20 protein-coding genes are annotated in these 19,089 nt (G+C 67.6%); 6 read left to right on the top strand and 14 right to left on the bottom strand.

Annotated features, from left to right (window positions below):
• Positions 1-4: 4 nt before the first annotated feature.
• The 4 genes from ACT9AS_RS09465 to grxD form a co-directional block, all read right to left on the bottom strand.
• Positions 5-3,205 carry a carboxypeptidase regulatory-like domain-containing protein gene (locus ACT9AS_RS09465; RefSeq protein ID WP_445099897.1) on the bottom strand — a complete coding sequence of 1,067 codons (3,201 nt, stop codon included), beginning with the start codon at positions 3,203-3,205 and terminating at the stop codon, positions 5-7.
• A gap of 154 nt (positions 3,206-3,359) precedes the next feature.
• On the bottom strand, positions 3,360-3,956 hold the full coding sequence (locus ACT9AS_RS09460; protein WP_445099896.1) for a YhgN family NAAT transporter: 597 nt from the start codon (positions 3,954-3,956) through the stop codon (positions 3,360-3,362).
• A gap of 19 nt (positions 3,957-3,975) precedes the next feature.
• Positions 3,976-4,707, bottom strand: a complete 732-nt coding sequence (locus ACT9AS_RS09455; RefSeq protein WP_445099895.1) for an SDR family NAD(P)-dependent oxidoreductase — start codon at positions 4,705-4,707, stop codon at positions 3,976-3,978.
• Between the two features lie 8 nt (positions 4,708-4,715).
• Complete coding sequence (grxD, locus tag ACT9AS_RS09450) at positions 4,716-5,036, bottom strand: Grx4 family monothiol glutaredoxin (RefSeq protein ID WP_445099894.1); 321 nt, start codon at positions 5,034-5,036, stop codon at positions 4,716-4,718.
• Positions 5,037-5,149: 113 nt separating this feature from the next.
• Here grxD and ACT9AS_RS09445 point away from each other — a divergent pair, with 113 nt between their 5' ends.
• Positions 5,150-5,743 (top strand): Fe-Mn family superoxide dismutase, encoded by a 594-nt coding sequence (locus tag ACT9AS_RS09445; protein ID WP_445099893.1) that lies wholly within the window; start codon positions 5,150-5,152, stop codon positions 5,741-5,743.
• A 232-nt stretch (positions 5,744-5,975) separates the two neighbouring features.
• Here the strand turns inward: ACT9AS_RS09445 and ACT9AS_RS09440 are convergent, their stop codons facing one another.
• Positions 5,976-7,118 carry a 5-(carboxyamino)imidazole ribonucleotide synthase gene (locus ACT9AS_RS09440; RefSeq protein ID WP_445099892.1) on the bottom strand — a complete coding sequence of 381 codons (1,143 nt, stop codon included), beginning with the start codon at positions 7,116-7,118 and terminating at the stop codon, positions 5,976-5,978.
• A gap of 10 nt (positions 7,119-7,128) precedes the next feature.
• Positions 7,129-7,632 carry a 5-(carboxyamino)imidazole ribonucleotide mutase gene (purE, locus tag ACT9AS_RS09435; protein WP_445099891.1) on the bottom strand — a complete coding sequence of 168 codons (504 nt, stop codon included), beginning with the start codon at positions 7,630-7,632 and terminating at the stop codon, positions 7,129-7,131.
• A 79-nt stretch (positions 7,633-7,711) separates the two neighbouring features.
• On the opposite strand from purE, the gene ACT9AS_RS09430 reads away from it, so the two are divergent.
• Both ACT9AS_RS09430 and nadC read left to right on the top strand, forming a co-directional pair.
• Complete coding sequence (locus ACT9AS_RS09430; protein WP_445099890.1) at positions 7,712-7,981, top strand: Trm112 family protein; 270 nt, start codon at positions 7,712-7,714, stop codon at positions 7,979-7,981.
• A complete protein-coding gene (gene nadC, locus ACT9AS_RS09425; RefSeq protein ID WP_445099889.1) occupies positions 7,978-8,844 on the top strand; it encodes a carboxylating nicotinate-nucleotide diphosphorylase in 867 nt (288 codons plus the stop codon). The genes ACT9AS_RS09430 and nadC overlap by 4 nt, the downstream gene beginning before the upstream one ends.
• Positions 8,845-8,859: 15 nt before the next feature.
• Here nadC and ACT9AS_RS09420 read toward each other — a convergent pair whose 3' ends face one another.
• Complete coding sequence (locus ACT9AS_RS09420) at positions 8,860-9,726, bottom strand: FHA domain-containing protein (protein WP_445099888.1); 867 nt, start codon at positions 9,724-9,726, stop codon at positions 8,860-8,862.
• Between the two features lie 69 nt (positions 9,727-9,795).
• Here ACT9AS_RS09420 and ACT9AS_RS09415 point away from each other — a divergent pair, with 69 nt between their 5' ends.
• Positions 9,796-10,116 (top strand): DUF3301 domain-containing protein, encoded by a 321-nt coding sequence (locus ACT9AS_RS09415; RefSeq protein ID WP_445099887.1) that lies wholly within the window; start codon positions 9,796-9,798, stop codon positions 10,114-10,116.
• On the opposite strand, the gene ACT9AS_RS09410 is transcribed toward ACT9AS_RS09415, so the two are convergent.
• From ACT9AS_RS09410 to ACT9AS_RS09385, 6 genes are all read right to left on the bottom strand, one after another.
• Complete coding sequence (locus ACT9AS_RS09410) at positions 10,109-10,657, bottom strand: ClpXP protease specificity-enhancing factor (RefSeq protein ID WP_445099886.1); 549 nt, start codon at positions 10,655-10,657, stop codon at positions 10,109-10,111. The two genes, ACT9AS_RS09415 and ACT9AS_RS09410, sit on opposite strands and share 8 nt — an antisense overlap.
• 85 nt (positions 10,658-10,742) lie before the next feature.
• The gene (locus ACT9AS_RS09405; RefSeq protein ID WP_445100344.1) at positions 10,743-11,378 is read right to left on the bottom strand and encodes a glutathione S-transferase N-terminal domain-containing protein; all 636 of its coding nucleotides are present in this window, start codon (positions 11,376-11,378) and stop codon (positions 10,743-10,745) included.
• Between the two features lie 98 nt (positions 11,379-11,476).
• Complete coding sequence (locus ACT9AS_RS09400; protein WP_445100343.1) at positions 11,477-12,211, bottom strand: cytochrome c1; 735 nt, start codon at positions 12,209-12,211, stop codon at positions 11,477-11,479.
• Positions 12,212-12,251: 40 nt separating this feature from the next.
• Positions 12,252-13,511 (bottom strand): cytochrome b N-terminal domain-containing protein, encoded by a 1,260-nt coding sequence (locus ACT9AS_RS09395; RefSeq protein WP_445099885.1) that lies wholly within the window; start codon positions 13,509-13,511, stop codon positions 12,252-12,254.
• Positions 13,512-13,514: 3 nt separating this feature from the next.
• Entirely contained in the window at positions 13,515-14,186 is a 672-nt protein-coding gene (gene petA, locus ACT9AS_RS09390; protein WP_445099884.1) for a ubiquinol-cytochrome c reductase iron-sulfur subunit, read from the bottom strand.
• 171 nt (positions 14,187-14,357) lie between these two features.
• A complete protein-coding gene (locus ACT9AS_RS09385) occupies positions 14,358-15,278 on the bottom strand; it encodes a transglycosylase SLT domain-containing protein (protein ID WP_445099883.1) in 921 nt (306 codons plus the stop codon).
• A 168-nt stretch (positions 15,279-15,446) separates the two neighbouring features.
• Here ACT9AS_RS09385 and miaB point away from each other — a divergent pair, with 168 nt between their 5' ends.
• Both miaB and ACT9AS_RS09375 read left to right on the top strand, forming a co-directional pair.
• Entirely contained in the window at positions 15,447-16,811 is a 1,365-nt protein-coding gene (gene miaB, locus ACT9AS_RS09380) for a tRNA (N6-isopentenyl adenosine(37)-C2)-methylthiotransferase MiaB (protein WP_445099882.1), read from the top strand.
• A 192-nt stretch (positions 16,812-17,003) separates the two neighbouring features.
• Entirely contained in the window at positions 17,004-17,225 is a 222-nt protein-coding gene (locus tag ACT9AS_RS09375; RefSeq protein ID WP_445099881.1) for a hypothetical protein, read from the top strand.
• Positions 17,226-17,294: 69 nt separating this feature from the next.
• On the opposite strand, the gene ACT9AS_RS09370 is transcribed toward ACT9AS_RS09375, so the two are convergent.
• Positions 17,295-18,977: an amidohydrolase family protein gene (locus tag ACT9AS_RS09370; RefSeq protein WP_445099880.1), complete on the bottom strand. Its 1,683-nt coding sequence runs from the start codon at positions 18,975-18,977 to the stop codon at positions 17,295-17,297.
• Positions 18,978-19,089: the final 112 nt, after the last annotated feature.

Genomic DNA, 19,089 nt, shown 5'->3' with positions numbered 1-19,089 from the left:
AGGATCAGAACTCGTAACGCAGGGTCAGCGTCGCCGCCCAGCGCGACACCGGACGCGAGGGGTTCCGCGAGTCGGCGTCGTAGATGTTCAGCTCGTCCCAGGACGGGTTGTCGATGCTGCCCAGGTCATAGACGTAGGTACCGTCGGGGTTGATCCCCTCCAGCGCCGCCAGATAGCGGGTGTCGAACCCGTCGATCTGCATCGTATGGCCCCAGTCATCGTTGAGCAGGTTGAGGAAGTTGTAGATGTCCAGGCGGACGATCGACTTGTGCCCATCGAAGAAGCCCGGCAGTTCCTGCTGGAAGCCCAGGTCGAGCTGGTTGATCCACGGCATGTTGTCGGCGTTGCGGCCGGCGATCTGGCCACGCTGCGACTGCAGGTACGAATTGCTCGAGATGAACTCGTGGAACGCCGCGATCTGCTCCGGGGTGGCCGAGCCGTAGCTCACGTTCGGATCGTTGACCAGCGGAATGTAGGCCGGGTCCTGCCAGATGCCATCGCCGTTCATGTCGCCGTCGACCAGCCAGGTGTACGGCAGGCCGTCACGACCGTTGTAGTACGCGGTGATGCTGGTCTTGTAGTCGCCGAAGAACGCGTGCTCCCAGCCCAGCGAGGCCTTGATCGAGTTCTCGATCGCGCGGCTGGCGGGCGTGGCGATTTCCTGGTTCGGGTTGACCCGCGACACGTACTGGTAGCTCGACCAGGCCTGCGAGCTGGCATCCGAACCGACTTCCTCGGCATCGGTGTAGGTGTAGCTGAGGTTGCCGTACCAGCCGTTGGACAGCGGCTTGTTCAAAGAGAACGTCACCGAGTTGGAGTAGCCCTCGTCGGTATTGCCCAGGACGGTCGACTGCTCGCTGAAGTCCTCGTGGTTGCCGCAGTTCTTGTTCGAGCTCGACATCGAACCGAACGAGCACCAGTAGCTGCCGCGGCCGTCGGCCATCATGCCGGTGGGCGCATCGTACAGGCCGGTCTCCGGGTTGTAGGCACCGATGTTGATCGCCTGGTAGAAGGCGGCGTCACGGGCGCGGATCGACTGCATCTCGACCGAACCCACCAGGCCGTACCACGGCAGCTCGTGGTCGTAACCGAGGCTGAGCTTCCACACGGTCGGCAGCTTGAATTCCGGATCGATGGTGTCGATCGCGAACCCACGGCCGCCAGCGGGGACGTTCTGGTTGTACGGGTCGGGACTGAACGGTGCGGCGGTCGGGTCGTCCTCGCGGTACGACAGCAACGTGACGCCGTTGTTCTGGTACGGATTGGCCAGCCACACGAACGGCGGCACGCTCTGGAACGCGCCGATGCCGCCGCGCAACTGCGAGTAACGCTCGGTGTCGAAGCTGTAGTTGAACGACACGCGCGGCAGGATCACCTTGTTGTCGGAACCCAGCTGGTAGGCGTTGGAGTAGCCGAACGCCTCCTCGAAACCCGGCGCTTCTTCCGGTGCCTTGTCGGCCTTCGGGATGTTGACGCGCACGCCGTAGGTCAGCGACAGCTGGTCGTTGACCTGCCAGGTGTCCTGCAGGAACGGGCTGATCTGGGTGTACACCAGCGCGGCGGCGATGTCGTCCACCTCGTAGCCCGGCGCCGGGGTGCGCAGGTCGTACTGGTAGTAGTTGCCGGCGGCGAAATCCTCGAGGCTGGCGAACCGGTACGAGCCGTGCAGGTCGCGGCCGTAGAGGTTGAACACGTCGTGACGCAGGTAGTCGACGCCACCCTTGATCACGTGGTCGCCGGCGTAATAGGTGCCGGAGATCGTCGCGGCCAGGCGCTCGGTGTTGATCTGGTTCTCGTGGCGGTTGTTGTCCTCGCCCATGAAGATCGAACCGCCGTTGACCGTCTCGACCTCGATCTCGGGCTGGTTGATCGCGTTGCCGTTGATCTGGTCGAAGGTCTGGTGGCTGAGCTTGACCTCGGTGGAGAAGTCCATCGTCCAGTCACTGAACAGCTGCAGCGAGGTGTTCTTGGTGACGTTGTCGATGTCGTACCAGTGGCTGGTCAGGACCACCGAGTCGGCGCGGTCGTCATACGGCGACGGGCGGAACTCCTCGGTCTGCTGGTAGGTCAGGCTGGCGCGATGGTTGTCGTTGATGTTCCAGTCGATCTTGCCGAGGTAGCGCTTGTTGTCCAGGTTCACGCCGGTCGAACCGTAGGTGCCCGGCTGCAGGCCCAGGTCGTTGGCGATGGCGATCGCCTGCTCCACGTCGGAGGTGGTGACGTCGCCGTTGGCCACGCCATCGGAGGTCGCCGAACCACCGAAGTTCTTGATGGTCTGCTCTTCGTACGAGCCGAAGAAGAACAGCTTGTCCTTGAGGATCGGGCCGCCTAGGGTCACGCCGGTGGTGATGTCGGTATCGAACAGCGCGTACTCCTCGCCGTCGCGCTCGCCGACCATGCTGCCCGCGTCCTTGTACACGTAGTACGCCGAGCCATGGAACTCGTTGGTGCCGGACTTGGTGACGGCATTGACGGTGGCGCCCACGGTGTCGGAAGCGACGTCGTAGTCGGACACATTGATGTCATACGCGGCGATGGTGTCGACCGAAATCGGCGAGCCGGTATACGGCATGCCGTTGGCGTTGAGGCCGAACGGGTCGCCCTGCGACAGGCCATCGACGGAAATGGTGTTGAACCGGTTGTTCACGCCGGCGACGGAGATCGAGCCCGACGCCTGGTCGGTCACCTGGATGCGCGGATCGAGGCGGGCGATGTCGTCGACCGAACGGCTGCTCTGCGGGGTGAGCTCCAGCTGACGGCCGCTGACCGAGGTACCGGTTCCCTTGTTGTCGGGATTGAAGGTGGCGAGCAGGCGCGTGCCGGTGACCGCCACCGTGCCAAGCGTCGTGGCATCGCCCGAGTAGAGCTGGGCGTCGACGGTGCTGATCTGGTTGAGCGACAGGTAGACGTTGTCCTCGGTGTCCGTGCCGGCACCCGCCTTCGTCGCCGTGATGGAATACGGACCACCCACGCGCAGGCCGCGGGCGTTGTAACGACCTTCGGCATCCGTGATCGCACGACTGACCGTGCCCGACTCGGTGTGCACGATGGTCACTTCCGCGCCCGCAACGGGCTGGCCGTCGGCACCGAGGACCTGGCCGCCAACTCCGGCGGAGGTGCTTTGCGCGAAGACGGGGGCGGTGGCGAGGGCGGCGAGCAGCCCCAGGGTGAGTTTGGACAACCGGATGCGATTCGGCTGGGTCATTGGGAGTGGCCTCGGCGTGTGGATGCGATATGGAAAACAGCCCCGGACCCCGGTGCGATGATGCCGTCCAGGGTTAACGGTAGATTAACATACTAGGGCGAACTGATGACAATTCCATGACAGCGGTCATGCCCCGGACGCCCGCCTGGCGCGCTCAACGCGGCGCGATCTGCAGGTAGGCGCCAAGGCCATCCAGGAACATCTGCACGGATATCGCCACCAGCAGCATTCCCATCAGGCGCTCGACCGCGGTCAGCGCGCGGCTGCCCATGAGTTTGTAGAGCAGGGGCGCCGAGAACAGGATCGCGGCGGTCGCGCCCCAGGCGATCAGCAGGGCGACGCTCCAGTCCAGCAACCGGGTGGGATCGTCGCTGCCCATCAGCATCACCGCGGCCATGCCCGACGGTCCCGCCACCAGCGGGATGGCCATCGGCACGATGAACGGCTCGCCGTCGGGCAGCTCGCCCATCAACCCCTCCGGTCGCGGGAAGATCATCCGGATGCCGATCAGGAACAGCACGATGCCGCCGGCGATCGATACCGACTCCTGCCGCAGGTGCATCACCTCCAGCGCGTACTTGCCACCCCACAGGAACATCATCAGCACCGCCAGCGCGATCAGCAGTTCGCGCGCGAGCACCACCCGCTGCCGGCGCGGCGGCAACTTGCGCAGCAGGCTGAGGAATACCGGGATGTTGCCGAGCGGATCGAGGATCAGGAACAGCAGCAGCGCGGCCGAGGTGATGGTCATGCGGGGTTTCCGTCAGGAGTCATGGAGCCGGCGCCCACACTTGGCCGCGATGGGCGGCGCCCGCCGGCGACAGCAGGGTGACGCAGGCCGGTGCGTAGACTTCGGGCGGGCGGGCGAGGCGATCGTCCTGTTCGACATAGGCCATTGCCCTGAGAGGCGTGCGCATCGGTCCGGGCTGCAGGCCCGAGACCCGCACCGGGGTGTTGGCCAGCTCCGAATGCAGCATCCCGACCAGCGAGGCCAGTCCCTGCTGGGCGATGCCGTAGCCGCCCCAGTTGGCCTTGCCGACGCGCGCGAGGTCGTTGATCGCGAACACGAGCGCCGCATCGTCCGCCTTCGCCAGCAGGGGCAGGCAGGCCTGGCTGAGCCACCAGGGTGCGGTCAGGTTGACGTGGATCGCACGCGCGAACGCGGCGGGGTCGGTGTGCAGCAACGGGGTCAGGCCACGGAAATCGGCGGCGCAATGCAGCACGCCGTCGAGCCGACCCAGTTCGGACCCGACCCGTCCCGCGAGCTCGGCGTAGTCGTCGGGCGAGGCACCTTCGAGGTCGAGCGGATACAACAGCGGTTCGGGACCTTCGGCGCGGATCGCGTCGTAGACCCGGTTCAATTTCGGCAGCCTGCGGCCCAACAGCACGACGGTTGCACCGGCGCGCGCGCACGCGATCGCGGCGGCGCTGCCAAGCCCCCCATGCGCGCCAGTGACCAGCACCACGCGCCGGTCGAGCGCGGCCACGGCGTTGTCGTCCATGGCTCCGCTCACTGGCTCTGGGTTTCGCTGATCATCCGGGCCAGTTCGCCCGACTCGAACAACTCCATGGTGATGTCGCAGCCGCCGATCAGTTCGCCATGGATGAACAATTGCGGGAAGGTCGGCCAGTTGGAATAGCGCGGCAGGTTGGCACGTACCTCCGGATCCTCCAGCACGTTGACCGTGTGCAGGTCGGTGGCGCCGGCCGCCTGCAACGCCTGCACCGCGCGACTGGAAAAGCCGCACATCGGGAACTGCGCGGTGCCCTTCATGAACAACACGACCGGATGACTTTCGACTTCGGCCTGGATCCGCTCGAGCACGGGCATCGATCAACTCCTGCAATGGTGCGTTGCCCGGCTTGACGGCCGCGCAACATGACTGGGGGATAGAATGGGAATTGTAAGCCTTCCACCAGCCAGCCTCATCAAGGAGCCCGCCAATGGCCATCGAACTGCCTCCCCTGCCCTACGACAAGACCGCGCTCGAACCGCACATCTCGGCCGAGACGCTCGACTACCACTACGGCAAGCACCACAAGGCCTACGTCGACAACCTCAACAAGATGATCGAGGGCACCGAGTTCGCCGACATGCCGCTGGAGGAGATCATCCGCAAGTCGCAGGGCGGGATGTTCAACAACGCCGCGCAGGTCTGGAACCACACGTTCTACTGGAACTGCCTGTCGCCAGCATCTGGCTCAAGTCCGGGCGGCGGCGAGCCGACCGGCAAGCTGCTGGAGGCGATCAACAAGGCGTTCGGCGACTTCGCTAAGTTCAAGGAGCAGTTCAGCGAGACCGCGATCAAGACCTTCGGTTCCGGCTGGGGCTGGCTGGTCCAGCGCCCCGACGGTTCGCTGGCGCTGGTGAGCACCGCCAACGCCAACACCCCGCTGACCAGCGACGACACCGCGCTGCTGACCTGCGACGTCTGGGAACACGCGTACTACATCGACTATCGCAACGCGCGGCCGAAGTACGTCGAGTCGTTCTGGAACCTGGTCAACTGGGAGTTCGTCGCTTCGAACATGAAGTGATCGGGCATCCGGTGATGTGACGCGAACGGCCGGGGCGACCCGGCCGTTTGTGTTTGGGAATGCGGCCCGCGGAGGCCGGTATTCACGCGGTCCTTCCATTGTAGGAGCGACGTAAGTCGCGACGCTCTGAATGTTTGAAGTACCGGGGAAATCGCGACTTACGTCGCTCCCATCCGCGGATACGCGTTTGCGTGGATGTGACGTGCCCTTTAAAAAGCCAGGTCGCGTGATCTCAAGCGCCCAACCGCGCGATGACCGGCGCGACCTGCGCCTCGCGGCCGAGCGCGCTACCGACCCGCCGCAGCGTCGCCGCCAACTCATCCACCGACTCCGCCCGCAACGTCGCATGCCCGACCTTGCGGCCCTCGCGCGGCGCCTTGCCGTAGTCGTGCCAGTGCCCGCCCGGCTCGGCCAGCACCGCGTTCGCATCCGGCATCGCGCCGATCCAGTTGAGCATGCAGGCGTGGCCGACCATCCGGGTCGAGCCCAGCGGCAGGCCGAGCACGGCGCGCAGGTGGTTCTGGAACTGGCTGGTCTCGGCGCCCTCGATGGTCCAGTGGCCGGAGTTGTGCACCCGTGGCGCCAGCTCGTTGGCCAGCAGTTCGCCATCGCGGCAGAACAGCTCCAGCGCGAACACGCCGACGTAGTCCAGCGCCTCGCCGAGTTGGCGGGCGTAGGCGAAGGCGGTCTCCGCCAGCGCCGGATCGGCGATGGCCGGGGCCAGGCTGGCCGACAGCACGCCGTCGACATGCCAGTTCTCGGTCAGCGGCCAGGTGCGGAACTCGCCGTCGCGGCCACGCACGGCGACCACCGACAACTCGCGTTCGAACGCGACGAAGCCTTCCAGGATCAACCCGACCCGCGACGCCTGCGCACCCAGCGCGTTCCACGCGGCATCGGCGTCGGCCGGGGTCTTGATCCGGAACTGGCCCTTGCCGTCGTAACCGAGCCGGCGGGTCTTGAGGATGCAGGGCGTACCGACTTCGGCAATCGCCGCGTCGAGCTGCCCGCGGGTGTCGACGGTGGCGAACGGCGGCACCGGGATGCCGAGGTCGCGGAACAGGGTCTTCTCCGCCAGCCGGTCCTGGGCGGTGCCGAGGGCGCGGGGATTGGGATACACCTTGACCCGCTCGACCAGCCACTGGGCCGATTCCGACGGCACGTTCTCGAAATCGAAGGTGGCGACATCGACGCGCGAGGCGAACTCGGCCAGCGCGTCGGCATCGGTGTAGTCGCCCACCACCATCGGCGCAAACTGGCCGGCACAGGCGTCGGCGGTCGCGTCCATCACCAGGAACCGCACGCCCAGCGGCGCGCCGTCGAGGGCCAGCATGCGAGCGAGCTGGCCGCCGCCGAGGATGCCTACGGTCGTCATCGTGCGTCGCTCACTTGCGCGGGTCGTCGTTGCCGGCGACGTCCTCGGTCTGGCGGGTGCGGAAACGGTCGAGTGCCTCGCCGATCGCCGCGTGCTCCGGCGCCAGCATCGCCGCCGCGAACAGCGCCGCATTGGCCGCGCCGGCGTTGCCGATCGCGAACGTCGCCACCGGGATGCCGGCCGGCATCTGCACGATCGACAGCAGCGAGTCCATGCCGTTGAGCGCCTTCGACTGCACCGGCACGCCGAGCACCGGCACCGCGGTCTTGGCCGCGAGCATGCCCGGCAGGTGGGCGGCGCCGCCGGCGCCGGCGATGATCGCGCGCAGGCCGCGACCGGCCGCGCTGGCGGCGTAGTCGAACAGCACGTCGGGAGTGCGATGCGCCGAGACCACCCGCACCTCGTGCGGCACGCCGAGCACTTCGAGCTTGGCCGCCGCGTGCTGCATCGTTTCCCAGTCGGAGCGGGAGCCCATCACGATGCCGACGAGCGGCGCCTGCGCGGTGTCTGTCATGGTTCGAGCCTGCGGCAAAACGGTATTCTACCGACCTTACGCCGTCGCTTCACCGGCCAGCACAGGAGCCTCCCGCCCCATGGACCGCAAACTGCTCGACCTGCTCGTCTGCCCCACCAGCCGCCAGTCGCTGGCCCTGCTCGACAGCCGCGGCCTGCAGGCCCTGAACCAGGCGATCGCGGCCGGCGGCGTGGTCCGCGATGACGGCAGCGCCCAGGCCGAGCCGCTGCGCGAGGCGCTGCTCACCCGCGACCGCAAGCGGATCTATCGCATCGACGACGGCATCCCGGTGCTGCTCGCCGAAGAGGCGATCGCGACCGCACAGGTCGACGGGTTCCCGGCATCGTGAGCGTCGATTTCAACCCGCCGCTGGAAAGCGTGGCCGCCGACGTCGCCCGGGCCCTGGCCGAGGACATCGGCGGCGGCGACGTCACCGCCGCGCTGCTGCCGGACGTTGCCGACAGCGCCTACCTGCTGTGCAAGGAAGACGCGGTCGTCTGCGGCCGGCCCTGGTTCGACGCCTGCCACCGGGCGCTCGACCCCGACGTGCGGGTCGACTGGCGGGTCGAGGAAGGCGAGCGGGTCGTCGCCGGCACCGTGCTGGCAACACTGCAGGGCCGCGCCCGCGCCCTGGTCAGCGCCGAGCGCACCTCGTTGAACTTCATGCAGACCCTGTCGGCCACCGCGACCAGCACCGCCGCCCACGTCGACGCGGTGCGCGGCAGCAAGGCGAAGATCCTCGATACCCGCAAGACCATCCCCGGCCTGCGCCAGGCACAGAAGTACGCGGTGCGCGTCGGCGGCGGGGTCAACCACCGCATGGGCCTGTTCGACGCGGTGATGCTGAAGGAGAACCACGTCCGCGCCGCCGGTTCGCTGACGGCCGCGATCGACGCCGCACGCGCGGCCCAGCCGGCGTTGCCACTGATCGTCGAGGTGGAAACCCTCGATCAGTTGCGCGAAGCGCTCGATGCCGGCTGCGACCGCATCCTCGTCGACGACTTCGATGTCGCGACCCGGCGCGAAGCGGTGGCGATCACCGCCGCCCATGCCCGTCCGGTGCCGCTGGAGGTTTCCGGTGGCGTCGACCTGGCCGGCCTGCATGCGATCGCCGCCGACGGCGTGGACTGCATCTCGATCGGCGGGTTGACCAAGCACGTCCAGGCGATCGACCTGTCGCTCAAACTCGGCCCACCTCCCGCCAAAGACTGAACCCGCAGCGCGCGCTCAGCTCAGGAACGCCTGCGCCACCAGTGTCACCAGCCCGACGGCGGCCAGGCCGGTCCATGCCCACGGCGACACCGCACGCACCACGCCGACCGGTGCCGCCCAGTTCCGCGGCGACACCCCGTTCCACGACGGCCGGCGGGCCGGGCGATTACCCGGCACCGCGTGGACCTGTATCGGCTCGACTGCGGCGGGCGTGGCCAGCCGGAAGCGCACATCGTCGAACGCGATTTCGTCGCCCGCCCGCGCGACACCGCGCAGGACACGCTCGCCATTGATGTAGCACCCGTTCGACGAACCCAGGTCCTCGACCTGGATGCCCGTATCGACCGGAACCAGGCGGGCATGGCGGCGTGACAGCCCTTCGTCGTGCAGGTGCAACTCGCATTCGGCAACCCGGCCGATCGAGACCGGCCCGAGCAGCGGGAACGAACGGCCGGCCACGCTGCCGGACATTCCCCGCAGCACGAATTTGGGCAGTACCGCGCGGACCGCGGTGACGCCCGGATCGTCATTGGCGGCCGCATTGGCCATGCCCGCCGCCGTCCACCGGCTGGACATCGAACGCTGCCGCAGCGCCACCGAGGGGTCGAGCGCAGCCAGGTGCGCCTGCACCTTGCCGAACGCGACGCTGTCGCCCGCACGCAGCGCCATGACGCCGTCGACCTTGCGCCCGTTGACGCTTACTTCGACACCCGCCGCGGCCGACAGCATCACCATCTGCCCGGTCACGTGCAGCTGGCAGTGCTGCAGCTGCACACCGGGACGGTCGATGACGATGTTGGCGTGCGGATCGGTCCCGACTCGGTTGATGCCCTGCCCAAGCAGGACCTGCGGGTGCTCGCCACCCGGAAAGACCAGTTTCATCGTTGCCCTCCCCCCTGAGAAGCAAGTCCGGCCCTTGCGCGACGCGCCGGGCGTCGCCACATTGGACCGATGCCGACTCTACTGATCGTGATGATTCTCGCTGCGACCGCGTTCGCATTCTGGAGCGCGGGACGGGCGGCGGCCGAACGCGCCGAAGTGGTCGGCCGCGACGCCTGCCGCGCGGCGGGCGTGCAGTTGCTCGACGAAAGCGTGCACGCGCTCGGCCTGCGGATATGCCGCCACGACAACGGCTGGCTCGGCTGGGAGCGGACGTTCCGCTTCGACTATTCCAGCGACGGCCAGGACCGCCGGACCGGCCGGCTGGTGTTGCGCGGCGACCGCCTGGTGGCGTTCAGCGGTCCGCTGGCCGCGACCACAACGGCTATTTGACGACCCGCAGATGCGGCCCGCGACGCGGGTCGGGACGGTCGGGACCATCGCCCGGATCATCATCGCCATCGTCGTCGGCGGGCCGCGCCTCGACCGGCGTTGCTTCAGGTGATGGACGGTCCTCGTCGGACGACTCGCTCGGCACGGCACTCAGGGTCGGGCGCGCGCTTGCAGGTGCCTCGTCCTGGGCCGCCGGCTCGTTGTCTCCGGGTACTTCGTCCGGCAAGGCCATGCCCTGCCCGGTTTCGCGCGCATAGATCGCCAGCACCGCGCCCACCGGCACCGACACCGCCTGGCTGACACCGCCAAAGCGAGCGCTGAAACGGATCAGTTCGTTGTCCATCGACAGCCCCGATACCGCACGTTCGGCGACATTGAGCACGATCCGGCCATCCTTCACCGCACTCATCGGCACCCGCACGTCGGCGCGGGTGGCGTCCACCAGCAGGTGCGGGGTCATGCCGTTGTCGGCGATCCACTCGTACAGCGCCCGCAAGAGGTAGGGCCGGTGGCTGGTCATCGGGGTCGGGGCGTCGGTCATGCGGGCAGTCTAGACAAATGAAAGCGCCGCACGCGCAAAGGCCCGTCCAGGACAGGCGGCACGGGCGGCGCAGTGTGCGGCGGGCTCAGCCCGGAAGATCGCGCAGGCGGCGTTCCTGCTCGGTCAGGCTGCGGGTGAAACCGGGGTTGCGGAATATCCGGTTGCCGTAATCCTCGATCGCCTTGCCGTCCTTCGGCAGCGGCACCCCCAGCGACTCCAGCCGCCAGATGATCGGGGCCATGGCGCAATCGGCCAGGCTCATCTCGGGGTTGAGGAAGAACTTGAACGCCTTGAACAGCGGCACCGAAGCCGTCAGCAGCTCCTTGAGCCGCTTGCGGCCGGCATCGGCCTGGGCCTTGTTGCCAAGCTGGATCGCCTGGACCTGCGGCACCCAGTCGTGCTCCAGCCGCAGCATCGCCAGTCGCAGGCGTGCGCGCGACAGCGGGTCGACCGGCATCAGCGGCGGGTGCGGGTAGCGCTCGTCGAGGTACTCGCTGACCACGCTGGCGGCGTACAGCACCAGGTCGCGCTCGACCAGGGTCGGCACCGAGTGGTACGGATTGAGGTCGACCAGGTCCTCGGGCGGGTTCTGCGGATCGACCGGGATCAGGTCGTAGGTAACGCCCTTGGCCGCCAGCACCAGCCGTACCCGGTGGCACAGCACGCAATCGGTGGACGAGAACAGGGTAAGGGCATTACGCATACGTGGGCTCGCTGCCATCATCGACCTCTCCAGCGACCGGATTCCGCCGGTCGCACGACACCGCCCACCCAGTGCGGGCGGTCGTCACGGCCTCGAGTTGGCTCGCCCGCGGGCGGCTACTTCACGTCGCGCCAGTACTCGGTCTTCACCAGGTAGAGCAGGAACGTGAGCAGGGCGAGGAACAGGACCACCCACACGCCCATGCTCTGGCGCTTGAGGGCGGCCGGCTCACCGGCGTACTCGAGGAATGTGGTGATGTCGCGGACGGACTGGTCGAACGCCTGCGGATCCAGCGAACCGGGCTGCGTCACTTCCAGGCCGACCACCACGGGGTCGCCGGTGGCCGCGTCGGGCTCGCCGTAGACGGCATGCTGCATGCCCTGCAGCTGCCACAAGGGGTTGGGCATCGAGGCGTTGGGGAACAATTTGTTGTTCCAGCCCAGTGGCCGCGACTCGTCGAGGTAGAACGACTTCAGGTAGGTGTAGACCCAGTCGCTGCCGCGCGAACGCGCGATCAGGCTGAGGTCGGGCGGCATCTTGCCGAACCACTCGGTGGCGTGCGCTTCCGGCATCGCGACCTGGACCTGCTCGCCGAACTTGGCGCCGGTGAAGTTGAGGTTCTCCATCACCTCGTCCTCGGTCAGGCCCAGGTCCTCGGCGATGCGCGAGTAACGCAGGTACTTGAGCGAGTGGCAGCCGGAGCAGTAGTTCATGTACAGCTTGGCGCCGCGCTGCAGCGAGCCCTGGTCGCCCAGGTCGACGCCCGCGTGCTGCAGGTTGCCTTCGGTCGCCGCCAGTGAGCTGGCCGAGACCAGCAGGGCGGCGGCGAAGGTCGCGAACCGGACGAACATCCGCGAACGCGTGGCGGGCTTGGATCCGGAGAGGTTCAACTTAGTCATGCGTCGTCACCCGTTCCGGCACCGGCTTGGTCTTGTCGATCTTGGTCCACAGCGGCATCGTGATGAAGAAGGCGAAGTAAAGGAAGGTCAGGACACGCCCGATGATGGTCTCGACCGGGTCGGTACCCGGGCCGGCGCCGATCTTGCCGAGCCAGACGAAGGAGATCGCCAGGACCAGCAGCATCACCTTGGAGATCCAGCCGCGGTAGCGCACCGACTTGGCCTCGCTGCGATCCAGCCACGGCACCGCGAACAGGATCGCGATCGCGCCGAACATCACCATTACGCCGCCGAGCTTGTCCGGGATCACCCGCAACATCGCGTAGAACGGGGTGTAGTACCAGACCGGCTTGATGTGCTCCGGGGTGACCAGGCGGTTGGCCTCGACGAAGTTGTCGTGCTCGAGGAACCAGCCGCCGAACGCCGGGGCGAAGAAGATGATGAACGCGGCGAACATCAGGAAGAAACCGACGAACACCAGGTCCTTGACCGTGTAGTACGGGTGGAACGGGATGCCATCGGCCGGCGCCAGCGGCGACCAGCGGTTGCCCTTCGGCCCCTTCTTGATCTCGACGCCATCGGGGTTGTTCGACCCGACCTCGTGCAGCGCGCCCAGATGCAGCACCACCATCAGCAGCAGCACCAGAGGCAGCGCGATCACGTGCAGCGCGAAGAAGCGATTGAGGGTGGCGTCGCCGGGCAGGTAGTCGCCCATGATCCACTCGGTCAGGCCGTTGCCGATCACCGGGATCGCGCCGAACAGCGAGATGATCACCTTGGCGCCCCAGAACGACATCTGGCCCCACGGCAGCACGTAGCCCATGAAGGCCTCGGCCATCAGCACCAGGTAGATCACCATGCCGAGGATCCAGACCAGCTCGCGCGGCTTCTTGTACGAGCCGTACAGCAGGCCGCGGAACATGTGCAGGTAGATCACGATGAAGAACAGCGATGCGCCGGTGGAGTGCATGTAGCGGATCAGCCAGCCCCACTCCACGTCGCGCATGATGTACTCGACCGACGCGAAGGCTTCCGCCGCGCTCGGCTTGAAGTGCATCGTCAGGAAGATGCCGGTGAAGATCTGGTTGACCAGCGCCACCAGCGACAGCACGCCGAACACGTACCAGATGTTGAAGTTCTTCGGCGCGTAATACTCGGTCATGTGCTTGCGGTACATCGGCATCAATGCCGGCGCGCGCTCGTTGACCCAGTCCATCGCACCGTTGGCGGTGCGGGTGAAGATGTTCGCCATGACTTACGCGGCTCCCTGGCTGTTCGACTGCGAGGGATCGACACCGACGATGATGGTGGTGTCGTTCTCATAGTGGTGCGGCGGCACCAGCAGGTTGATCGGTGCGGGCACGCCCTGGAACACGCGGCCGGACATGTCGAACTTGGACTTGTGGCACGGGCAGAAGTAACCGCCCTTCCAGTCCGGGTCGAACGGCTCGGGGCGGATCTCCGCCTTCATTTCCGGCGAGCAGCCCAGATGGGTGCACAACCCGACCAGCACCGAGATCTCCGGCTTGATCGAGCGGTACTCCGGGTTGCCCTCGAGCACGTACTCGGGCTGCTGTTCCTTGTTGGTCGACTGCGGATCGCGCAAGCGGTCATCCAGGGTCGGCAGCGCCTGCAGCACTTCCTCGGTGCGGCGCACGATCCAGATCGGCTGGCCGCGCCACTCCAGCACCAGGCGCTGGCCGGCCTCGAGGGTGGTGATGTCGGCGCTGACCGGCGCGCCGGCCAGCTTGGCCCGCTCGCTCGGGTTCCACGACTTGATGAAGGGCACCGCGACGAAGCCGGCACCGATGGCGCCGACCACGGCGGTGGTCGCGGTCAGGAAGCGGCGGCGACCGTGGTTGACGGGCTCGCCACCAGACTCGCTGGCAGCCGCGTGATGAGGATCGTTGACCCCTTGGTTTGCCATCCGGCGCTCCGCTAAAGCTTGAATATCAAAGTTTCACCGCACCGATCCGGCGCCACTGGCGTCGGCTGGCGGCTCAAAGACGGGGAAGTGTAACGGAACGGTTAACGACCCGACAATCCGGACGCATCGCCCCATGCCGCCGCAACGGCATCCCGCGGCCCACCGGAACACCTATCGGGCCGCGCGGTACCGCTCCGCGAGCACGCCCACGCGCTGCACGTAACGCTGGGTCTCGCTGAAGGGCGGCACGCCGTTGTACTTGTCCACGTTGCCCTCGCCTGCGTTGTAGCCGGCCGCGGCGTAGGTCAGGTTGCCGTCGAACCGCTTCAGCAGCCAGGCCAGGTACTCGACCCCGCCCTGGATGTTCTGGCCCGCGTCGAACGCATTGCTGACGCCGAACCGGCGGGCGGTCGCCGGCATCAGCTGCATCAGGCCCTGGGCGCCGACCCGGGACAGGGCATTGGGGTTGAAGGCGGACTCGGCATGGATGATCGCCCGCACGATGGCCTCCTCGACGCCGTATTTCGCGGCGGCGGCGGCGATCTCGTCGCGGTAGGCCTCGGTGTTGAGGCGGACGTTGCCGAAGTTCACCCCCGGCTTGGCCGCGCAGGCGTAGCAGGTCTCCAGGAAGCTGTACTTGATCGTCCGCACCGCGCTGGCGCGGGCAACGCCCTTCGGCCGCTCGCTGGTGTAATGGCGGACGCCGTCCTTGATGTAGGAATAGACCTGGCCCTGGACCCGCCGCGAGCCCGAGGTGCCGGGCTTGACCGCGTTGACCGGGGCGGCATTGGTCAGGGTGATGGACGAGCCGCTGCCAACGGCCGCCGGCGAACCTTCGGTGGCATGGGCCGGGGTGGCGCTGCCGACCGATGCGTCGGGCACGCTCGGCGTGCTGGGCGCGCTGATTTTCGCGACGCCGGACGACCGGCTGGCGGTGTAGCTGCTGATCGGGCTGCACCTGGCGCCCGGAACGCGCTTGCTGACGTAGCTGCGGACGCCGTCGGGGCTGTCGCAGCGGTACACGGTGCCGGCCACCACGGGCGTGGCGACCAGCAGGCATGCAAGTGCGAATAGAGCGATGCCCCCCCTCATGTGCGCGAGTCTCCCCTTTCGTGCCGGCAATGCCAAGTCATTGATTCCGGAAACGCGACCCAGTCCCCGTCACGGCCGCGGCAGCCGCTAGACTATCCCGTTCCTGCCCTCCCCGGGCGCGCCTGCCCACTCCGGCGCGGATTAACCGCCGCTCCTCCCGGAACCGACATGACCGACACCCTCGCCCCCGCCCGGGGAAAGCTGTTCATCCAGACCCACGGCTGCCAGATGAACGAGTACGACTCGGCCAAGATGGCCGATGTCCTGGCCGCCAGCGACGGCCTTGAATTGACCACGAACGCCGAAGAAGCCGACGTTATCCTGGTCAATACCTGCTCGATCCGCGAAAAAGCCCAGGAAAAGGTGTTCAGCCAGCTCGGTCGCTGGAAGTCGCTCAAGAACGGCGACAAACCGGTCCTGATCGGCGTCGGCGGCTGCGTGGCGAGCCAGGAGGGGAGCGCGATCGTCAAGCGCGCGCCCTATGTCGACCTGGTGTTCGGACCGCAGACCCTGCACCGGCTGCCGGAGCTGATCCGCGAGCGCCGCGAGAGTGGGCGGCCGCAGGTCGACATCAGCTTTCCCGAGATCGAGAAGTTCGACCGCCTCCCCGAGCCGCGCGCGGAGGGGCCCAGCGCGTTCGTCTCGATCATGGAGGGCTGCTCCAAGTACTGCAGCTTCTGCGTGGTTCCCTATACCCGCGGCGAGGAAGTCAGCCGGCCGTTCGAGGACGTGCTGGTCGAGGTCGCGCAACTTGCGGCGCAGGGCGTGCGCGAGGTCAACCTGCTGGGCCAGAACGTCAACGCCTACCGCGGACCGATGGCCGGCGAGGATGGCAGCGACGTGGCCGACCTCGGGCTGCTGATCCGCACCATCGCCCAGATCGACGGCATCGACCGGATCCGTTTCACCACCTCGCATCCGCTGGAGTTCTCCGACTCGCTGGTGGAGGCCTACCGCGACGTGCCGGAACTGGCCAACTACCTGCACCTGCCGGTGCAGTCGGGTTCCGACCGCGTGCTCAGCGCGATGAAACGCGGCTACACCGCGCTGGAATTCAAGCAGAAGATCCGCAAGCTGCGCGCGGTGCGGCCGGACATCTCGATCTCGTCGGATTTCATCGTCGGCTTCCCCGGCGAGAGCGACGCGGATTTCGAGAAGACCATGAAGCTGATCGGGGACGTGGGGTTCGACCAGTCGTTCTCGTTCATCTACTCGCGTCGCCCCGGCACCCCGGCCGCGGACCTGGAGGACGCCACCAGCGACGCCGACAAGCACGCGCGGCTGTCGCGGCTGCAGGCGGCGATCAACGACAACGCCGCCCGCATCAGTGCGGCGATGGTCGGCAGCGTGCAGCGGGTGCTGGTCGAGCGGCCGTCCAGGCGCGACGCCAATGAACTGACCGGCAAGACCGAGAACATGCGCTCGGTGAACTTCGCCGGGCATCCGCGGCTGATCGGGCAGTTCGTCGACGTGGTGATCACCGAGGCGATGAGCAACTCGCTGCGTGGGCGGGTGGTGGAAGTCGGCGGCTGAGGGGCCGAATCGAAAAGCAACAAAGGCCGGGCCTGTGTAGGAGCGACGTAAATCGCGATTTCGATGCGAATCGTAGTCGCCGTGCGTTCGCGACTTACGTCGCTCCTACAGGAGGCGGGGTTCTGGCGACCGCCCGAGCCAGCCGTCCAGATAGTTGATTTACGCTTGTCTCCATCCTGATTGGAGCCCGCAATGCCCCCACCGCCCGACACCCTGCTCCGCCGCTGCGCGCTGGGCCTGTGGTTCTGCGCGATCGCGGCGCTAGGACTGCTGCAGTTCCACGCGCGCGCTTTCGACGACGGGCGGTTCGAACCCAACGTGATCGCCTGGGCCTGGCTGGGCGGCAGCGTCGTGCTGGCAATCCTGGGGTTGGTGCTGATTGCCCGCCAACTGGCCCACACGCGACATCGCTGACGGCGAAACGACTACGCCGTCGCAAGGCCGGCGTGGTCGGTTGCCACGCGATCCGGCACTTGGTGCGCGCTAGGGACGGCGGTACACCGCCTCGCCGTCGACATAGGTGGCCAGCACGTCGAGGTCGTCCAGTTGCGACGGGGTGATCGCCAGCGGGTCCTGCGCCAGCAGCACGAAGTCGGCGCGCTTGCCGACGGCCAGGCTGCCGACGCGGTCCTCGGCGAAACCGGCATAAGCGGCGTCCGTGGTGAATCCGCGCAAGGCCTCCCACGCGGTGAGTTTTTCCTGCGGCAGCCAGCCGCCCGCAGGAGCGCCCTTGGCGTCGGTGCGGGTGGCTGCGGCGTACAGGCCCAATCGCGGATCGACCGACTCGACCGGGAAGTCCGAACCCAGCGCCAGCCGCGCGCCGGCATCACGCAACTTGCGCCAGGCGTAGGCCCACTGGATGCGTTGCGGGCCGAGGCGGTCAACGGCCCACGGCATGTCGGAGGTCGCGTGGGTCGGCTGCATCGAGGCGATCACGCCGAGCGCGGCGAACCGCGGTATGTCGGCCTCGGTCAGGATCTGCGCATGCTCGATGCGCCAGCGATGATCGGTGCCGGCATCGTCGCCGAGCACCTGCCCGTAGGCGTCGAGCACGACGCGATTGCCGCGGTCGCCGATGGCGTGGGTCGCGACCTGCACGCCGCACCCCTTCGCGCGCGTGGCGACATCGACCATCTGCTCCGGCGACATCATCAGCAGGCCGTGGTTGCCGGCGTCGTCGCTGTAGTCCTCGATCAGGGCTGCGCCACGGCTGCCGAGCGCGCCGTCGATGTACAGCTTGACCGCGCGCATCTGCAGGCGGCCGCCCGGGTGTTCGTAGAGGCCGTTCTCGCACAGCCAGGCCAGTGCCTCGCCGTCGCCATCCGCCATCGCGTGGATGCGCAGCGGCATCTCGCCGCGGTCGGCCAAGGCCTGGTAGGCGCGCAACTGCTGCAGGGAAACGCCGGCATCGTGCACTCCGGTCAGGCCGTGCTCGACCGCCATCCGCATGCCCAGCGCGAGCACGTGCTCGTGGGCTGCCGCATCCATCGGCGGGACCGCCGAATCCAGCAGCGACATCGCGCCGTCGACGAAGATGCCGGTCGCCTCGCCCTGCGCATCGCGCACGATGCGGCCGCCATCGGGCTGCCAGTCACCCTGCCCGCCATTGGCACTCAGGTCGCGCTCGATGGCCGCCATCGCGGCGCTGTTGGCCCAGCCCGCGTGGCCGTCGATGCGCGACAGCCAGACCGGGCGGTCGGGAAACGCGGCGTCGAGGTCGGCGGCGGTCGGGAACGCGCGCTCCGGCCAGTCGTTCTGGTCCCAGCCACCGCCCAGCAGCCAGGCTCCGTCCGACAGGCCGGCGGCGAACGCGCGCAATCGCTGCAGCACTTCCTCCTTGCTGGTGGCGCCGACCAGGTCCGCCTGCATCTGCGTGGTGCCGAGGCCGGCGACATGGCCGTGGGCGTCGATCAATCCCGGGATGACGGTGGCCTCGCCGGCGTCGATGCGCCCGGCGTCGGGATAGCGGCCCAGCAACTCGCCGGTATCACCCAGCGCGAGGATCTCACCGGCGTCATCGAACGCCATCGCCTGCACGCGCGGCTGCCGCGCGTCCATCGTGCGGATGTCCTTCGCACTCAGCACGGTGACTTCGGCTGCCATCGCCGGCAATGCCGCCAGCAACGCCGCTGCCAACAGCAGGCCGCGACCGCGCCCGACTTTCATTGAGACCGCCGCATTCCGGATGATCTGCATCGCCTGCCCCGTTCGATGGATTCCACCGCACTTTGCGAAAAACACCGGGCAGGCGCAAGCTGGCGTGCCCCCCGAAGCCCCA

The sequence above is a fragment of the Lysobacter sp. F60174L2 genome, assembly GCF_052547135.1.
This window is presented reverse-complemented; position numbering and strand designations above follow the sequence as displayed.

Excerpts from the sequence above, each read along its gene's own strand:
- ACT9AS_RS09465 (WP_445099897.1), bottom strand. The coding sequence starts at position 3,205 with ATGACCCAGCCGAATCGCATCCGGTTGTCCAAACTCACCCTGGGGCTG.
- ACT9AS_RS09460 (WP_445099896.1), bottom strand. The coding sequence starts at position 3,956 with ATGACCATCACCTCGGCCGCGCTGCTGCTGTTCCTGATCCTCGATCCG.
- ACT9AS_RS09455 (WP_445099895.1), bottom strand. The coding sequence starts at position 4,707 with ATGGACGACAACGCCGTGGCCGCGCTCGACCGGCGCGTGGTGCTGGTC.
- grxD (WP_445099894.1), bottom strand. The coding sequence starts at position 5,036 with ATGCCCGTGCTCGAGCGGATCCAGGCCGAAGTCGAAAGTCATCCGGTC.
- ACT9AS_RS09445 (WP_445099893.1), top strand. The coding sequence starts at position 5,150 with ATGGCCATCGAACTGCCTCCCCTGCCCTACGACAAGACCGCGCTCGAA.
- ACT9AS_RS09440 (WP_445099892.1), bottom strand. The coding sequence starts at position 7,118 with ATGACGACCGTAGGCATCCTCGGCGGCGGCCAGCTCGCTCGCATGCTG.
- purE (WP_445099891.1), bottom strand. The coding sequence starts at position 7,632 with ATGACAGACACCGCGCAGGCGCCGCTCGTCGGCATCGTGATGGGCTCC.
- ACT9AS_RS09430 (WP_445099890.1), top strand. The coding sequence starts at position 7,712 with ATGGACCGCAAACTGCTCGACCTGCTCGTCTGCCCCACCAGCCGCCAG.
- ACT9AS_RS09420 (WP_445099888.1), bottom strand. The coding sequence starts at position 9,726 with ATGAAACTGGTCTTTCCGGGTGGCGAGCACCCGCAGGTCCTGCTTGGG.
- ACT9AS_RS09415 (WP_445099887.1), top strand. The coding sequence starts at position 9,796 with ATGCCGACTCTACTGATCGTGATGATTCTCGCTGCGACCGCGTTCGCA.
- ACT9AS_RS09410 (WP_445099886.1), bottom strand. The coding sequence starts at position 10,657 with ATGACCGACGCCCCGACCCCGATGACCAGCCACCGGCCCTACCTCTTG.
- ACT9AS_RS09405 (WP_445100344.1), bottom strand. The coding sequence starts at position 11,378 with ATGGCAGCGAGCCCACGTATGCGTAATGCCCTTACCCTGTTCTCGTCC.
- ACT9AS_RS09400 (WP_445100343.1), bottom strand. The coding sequence starts at position 12,211 with ATGTTCGTCCGGTTCGCGACCTTCGCCGCCGCCCTGCTGGTCTCGGCC.
- ACT9AS_RS09395 (WP_445099885.1), bottom strand. The coding sequence starts at position 13,511 with ATGGCGAACATCTTCACCCGCACCGCCAACGGTGCGATGGACTGGGTC.
- petA (WP_445099884.1), bottom strand. The coding sequence starts at position 14,186 with ATGGCAAACCAAGGGGTCAACGATCCTCATCACGCGGCTGCCAGCGAG.
- ACT9AS_RS09385 (WP_445099883.1), bottom strand. The coding sequence starts at position 15,278 with ATGAGGGGGGGCATCGCTCTATTCGCACTTGCATGCCTGCTGGTCGCC.
- miaB (WP_445099882.1), top strand. The coding sequence starts at position 15,447 with ATGACCGACACCCTCGCCCCCGCCCGGGGAAAGCTGTTCATCCAGACC.
- ACT9AS_RS09375 (WP_445099881.1), top strand. The coding sequence starts at position 17,004 with ATGCCCCCACCGCCCGACACCCTGCTCCGCCGCTGCGCGCTGGGCCTG.
- ACT9AS_RS09370 (WP_445099880.1), bottom strand. The coding sequence starts at position 18,977 with ATGAAAGTCGGGCGCGGTCGCGGCCTGCTGTTGGCAGCGGCGTTGCTG.